Below are 4271 nucleotides of genomic sequence, written 5' to 3'. Positions count from 1 at the left end.
GATGGGTTCACGGCGTGTCCCGGAACCCCTCACCGGCTGTCACCGCCCCGAAACCCGGGGCGCAGTAATCAAACTTCAACAGAGAGGATTACTCCTCGCCAGTCGCCTCATCCGCTTCCGCTGCTGCGTCCGCGTTGGCTTCCTTGATGGACAGCTTGATACGGCCACGCTGGTCTACGTCCAGAACCTTGACCTTAACCATCTGGCCTTCGCTCAGGTAGTCGGTAACCGCGTTTACACGCTCTTCGGCGATCTGGGAGATGTGTACCAGGCCGTCTTTACCCGGCAGGAAGTTCACGAATGCGCCGAAGTCGACGATACGCACAACCTTACCTTCGTAGATAGCACCGATCTCGGCTTCCGCAGTGATCTCCTCGATGCGGGTAACCGCGGCTTCCAGGCTCTCACCGTCTTCACCGAATACCTTGATGCTGCCATCGTCTTCGATATCGATGGAGGCGCCGGTTTCTTCGGTGATGGAGCGGATGGTCGCACCACCTTTACCGATCACGTCGCGGATCTTGTCCGGGTGGATCTTCAGGGTGGCGTAACGCGGTGCGTTCTCATTCACTACCTGACGGGACTCACCGATCACCTTGTTCATTTCCGCCAGGATGTGCAGACGCGCGTGCAGAGCCTGCTCCAGAGCGGTTTCCATGATCTCTTCGGTGATACCTTCGATCTTGATGTCCATCTGCAGAGCAGTCACACCAGAAGCGGTACCGGCTACTTTGAAGTCCATGTCGCCCAGGTGGTCTTCGTCACCCAGGATATCGGTCAGAACCGCGAAGCCTTCGTCTTCTTTCACCAGACCCATGGCGATACCGGCTACCGGTGCTTTCAGCGGTACACCCGCGTCCATCAGCGCCAGGCTGGAACCACATACGGATGCCATGGAGCTGGAACCGTTGGATTCAGTGATCTCGGAAACCACACGCAGGGTGTAGGGGAATTCTTCCGGGTTCGGCAGTACCGCGGCGATACCGCGACGGGCCAGACGGCCGTGGCCGATTTCGCGACGACCGGTAGCGCCTACACGACCCGCTTCACCTACAGAGTAGGGAGGGAAGTTGTAGTGCAGCATGAAGTAGTCTTTACGCTCGCCTTCCAGCGCGTCGATGATCTGTGCATCGCGGGTAGCGCCGAGGGTAGAAACGACCAGCGCCTGGGTTTCACCACGGGTGAACAGCGCGGAGCCGTGCCCCTTCGGCAGTACGCCAACTTCTACGGAGATAGGACGTACGGTCTTGGTGTCGCGACCGTCGATACGGGGCTCGCCACGTACCACGGCGCCGCGCACGGTTTTCTTCTCGAGCTTGCCGAAGTAGCTCTTAACCGTGCCTTCGTCCAGCTCGTCAGAAGACAGCGCTTCGGCGGCTTCACCGCGCAGTTCTGCCAGGCGAGCGGTACGCTGTTGCTTGTCGGTGATTTTGTAAGCTTCGGCAACTTTCTCGCCGAACTGGCTTTCCAGTGCAGACTTCAGCTCTTCGTTCACCGCTTCCGGCTGCCAGTCCCAGGTGGGCTTGCCAGCTTCCGCTTTCAGTTCTTCACAGACTTTAACAACCGCCTGCATTTCCTGGTGAGCGAACAGTACCGCGCCCAGCATGATGTCTTCCGGCAGCTCTTTCGCTTCGGATTCAACCATCAGTACCGCGTCTTTGGTGCCGGCCACAACCATGTCCAGCTCGGATTCTTTCAGCTCGCTGTAACGGGGGTTCAGCAGGTAGCCGTCTTTCTCGGAGTAACCCACGCGCGCAGCGCCGATCGGGCCGCCGAAGGGAATGCCGGATACAGACAGTGCTGCAGAGGTACCGATCATGCCGGCGATATCCGGATCTACGTCTTTTTCCGCAGACAGTACGGTGATCATCACCTGTACTTCGTTCATGAAACCGTTCGGGAACAGCGGGCGGATCGGGCGGTCGATCAGGCGGGAGGTCAGAGTCTCTTTCTCGGACGGGCGGCCTTCACGCTTGAAGAAGCCACCGGGAATCTTGCCGGCCGCATAGGCCTTTTCTACATAGTGTACGGACAGCGGGAAGAAGCTCTGGTCTGGCTTGGCTTCCTTGGCACCGACAACGGTACACAGCACTACGGTTTCACCCATGGTGACCACCGCTGCGCCGGTTGCCTGGCGTGCGATACGGCCGGTCTCGATGGTGACCTGGTCTTTTCCGTACTGGAAGGTTTTGGTTACTGGATTCACTAGTATCTTTCCTGTTTCCTTTGCGTGCTGGCCCATTCCAGCAACGCTTTGCCTACAAGTGATGAGCAAACAGTCTGCTCATCCTGCGCTGCGCGCCCATAAAGTGGACCACACAAACGCCAAAATCCGCTGACGGCGAACCGACAGCGGAAATCGATTGGGGCTTTCGCCCTCAGTTACTGACAACTGCAATTGCGCAATCATTATGTCAGAAACCTGAATTCTATATAGAACAATGCCCGCCAGGGGCGGGCATTGCAGGGTCTTAGCGACGCAGGCCGAGCTTGGCGATCAGCTGTGCGTAACGGTTCAGATCCTTACGCTTCAGGTAGTCCAGCAGCTTACGACGCTGGTTTACCATGCGGATCAGACCACGACGGGAGTGGTGGTCTTGCTTGTGAGAAGCAAAGTGACCCTGAAGCTTGTTGATGTTGGCAGTCAGCAGGGCTACCTGGACTTCCGGAGAACCGGTGTCGCCTTCAGATTGGCCGTGCTCTTTCAGGATGGCTGCTTTTTCGTTTGCAGACAGTGCCATAACGAATTACCTCGTTCGTAACATGCTTTAAAGATTCGGCTGGCCCGTGCATGTTTACAGACCAGCTAATCGTCGATGACCCATGTTCGCCTGCAGAGCAGGCTCCTACGGGTTATTTTACCAGGCGGCGCGGGGCGACCCGTCCGTCATCAGTAATCTCTCCAACGCCTAGAAATTCACCACTTTCCAGGAAGAGGCGCACCATATCACCTTCATCGCCCAAACGATAGACCTGCAGATCCATTACCGGCTGCCCCTGACGCAGATAGTAACCAGTATCCTCACTGAGGATCATTTTGGGCAGGCCAGAGGCAGGAGAATCCGCCGGTAGCAGGTGGTGATCCAGCACTTCGGCGCGGTCCTCACCCCGCTCTTCGGTCAGCTCATCCAGAGTGACCGCGTCTTCCTCATGGTAAGGACCGGCGGCGCTGCGATGCAGCTTCTCGACAAAAGCCCCCACGCCCAGCGCCTTGCCCAGGTCCTCGGCGAGGCTGCGCACATAAGTGCCCTTGGAGCAGTGTACCTCGACCTCCGCGCGCGGCATTTTGTCCGGCGACTGGTCTGCCGGGATGAAATTCAGCAGTTCGTAGGAGTAAATTTCCACTTGCCGCGGCTCGCGCTCTACCTCGATACCCTGGCGGGCCAGCTTGTACAGCGGCTGACCTTTGTGCTTCAAAGCGGAGTACATGGAGGGCACCTGGCTGATGGTGCCGCGGAACGGCGCCATGGCATCGCGCACCTGTTGCTCGGTGATCCCGGAGGCATCGCTGGTGGCCACCACATTGCCGTCGGCATCGCCAGTTTCGGTGGTCATGCCGAGGCAAAAAGTACTGCGATAGCGCTTGTCTGCATCCAGCAGATACTGCGAGAACTTGGTCGCCTCACCGAAACAGATCGGCAGCACGCCGGTCGCCAGTGGGTCCAGCGCGCCGGTATGGCCCGCGCGGTTGGCGAAGAACAGTCGTTTGGCTTTCTGCAGGGCGTCGTTGGCAGAGATCCCGGTGGGCTTGTTCAGCAACAAGACGCCATCGATCTGCCGGCCCCATTTTGGTCTGCGGCCCATCAGTCGTCGCTATCTTTGTCGCTGTCTTTGTCGTTTTCCGGGTCGATATCGCCAGCTTTGCTCTGGTCGGACTTGACCGCCTTGTCGATCAGCGCCGAGAGGTGCTGGCCGCGTACGGAGGTTTCGTCATACCGGAACTGCAGACGGGGAATGGTGCGGATCTGGATCTCTTTAGCGAGCTGGGTACGCAGGAAACCTGCGGCTTTGTTCAGCGCGGCCATGGAGATATCGATTTTGCTGCGGTCGTCTTCCCCCACCAGGGTCACGAAAACCTTGGCAGTGGCGAGATCGCGGCTCACTTCCACGTCGTTGACATTGACCATGCCGACACGCGGGTCGCGCACTTCGTGCTGGATCAGACGGGCCAGCTCGCGACGCATGGCGTCGGCTACCCGGTCAGCACGGTGGAATTCTTTGGCCATTTTTTACCTATTCAGAATGGCGGTTCGCCTGCAAGGCAGGCTCCT

At 58.4% G+C, this 4271-nt stretch carries 4 protein-coding genes; all 4 read right to left on the bottom strand.

Features of this window, described 5'->3' with window-relative positions; all coding sequences use genetic code 11:
- Positions 1-88 precede the first annotated feature (88 nt).
- The 4 genes from pnp to rbfA all read right to left on the bottom strand — a co-directional run bounded on the left by pnp (position 89) and on the right by rbfA (position 4226).
- Positions 89-2206 carry a polyribonucleotide nucleotidyltransferase gene (pnp, locus tag B4U49_RS01130; RefSeq protein WP_078082754.1) on the bottom strand — a complete coding sequence of 706 codons (2118 nt, stop codon included), beginning with the start codon at positions 2204-2206 and terminating at the stop codon, positions 89-91.
- Between the two features lie 265 nt (positions 2207-2471).
- A complete protein-coding gene (gene rpsO, locus B4U49_RS01125) occupies positions 2472-2741 on the bottom strand; it encodes a 30S ribosomal protein S15 (protein WP_066966910.1) in 270 nt (89 codons plus the stop codon).
- 112 nt (positions 2742-2853) lie between these two features.
- Positions 2854-3804, bottom strand: coding sequence for a tRNA pseudouridine(55) synthase TruB (truB, locus tag B4U49_RS01120; RefSeq protein ID WP_078082753.1), 951 nt, complete (start codon positions 3802-3804; stop codon positions 2854-2856).
- Entirely contained in the window at positions 3804-4226 is a 423-nt protein-coding gene (gene rbfA / locus B4U49_RS01115; protein WP_078082752.1) for a 30S ribosome-binding factor RbfA, read from the bottom strand. The genes truB and rbfA overlap by 1 nt, the downstream gene beginning before the upstream one ends.
- Positions 4227-4271: the final 45 nt, after the last annotated feature.

This window comes from Microbulbifer mangrovi (genome assembly GCF_002009015.1).
GTDB classification, from domain to species: Bacteria; Pseudomonadota; Gammaproteobacteria; order Pseudomonadales; family Cellvibrionaceae; genus Microbulbifer; species Microbulbifer mangrovi.
This window is presented reverse-complemented; position numbering and strand designations above follow the sequence as displayed.

Bases quoted from the DNA above. Each gene is read 5' to 3' on its own strand.
- rpsO (WP_066966910.1), bottom strand. From the start codon at position 2,741: ATGGCACTGTCTGCAAACGAAAAAGCAGCCATCCTGAAAGAGCACGGC.
- truB (WP_078082753.1), bottom strand. From the start codon at position 3,804: ATGGGCCGCAGACCAAAATGGGGCCGGCAGATCGATGGCGTCTTGTTG.
- rbfA (WP_078082752.1), bottom strand. From the start codon at position 4,226: ATGGCCAAAGAATTCCACCGTGCTGACCGGGTAGCCGACGCCATGCGT.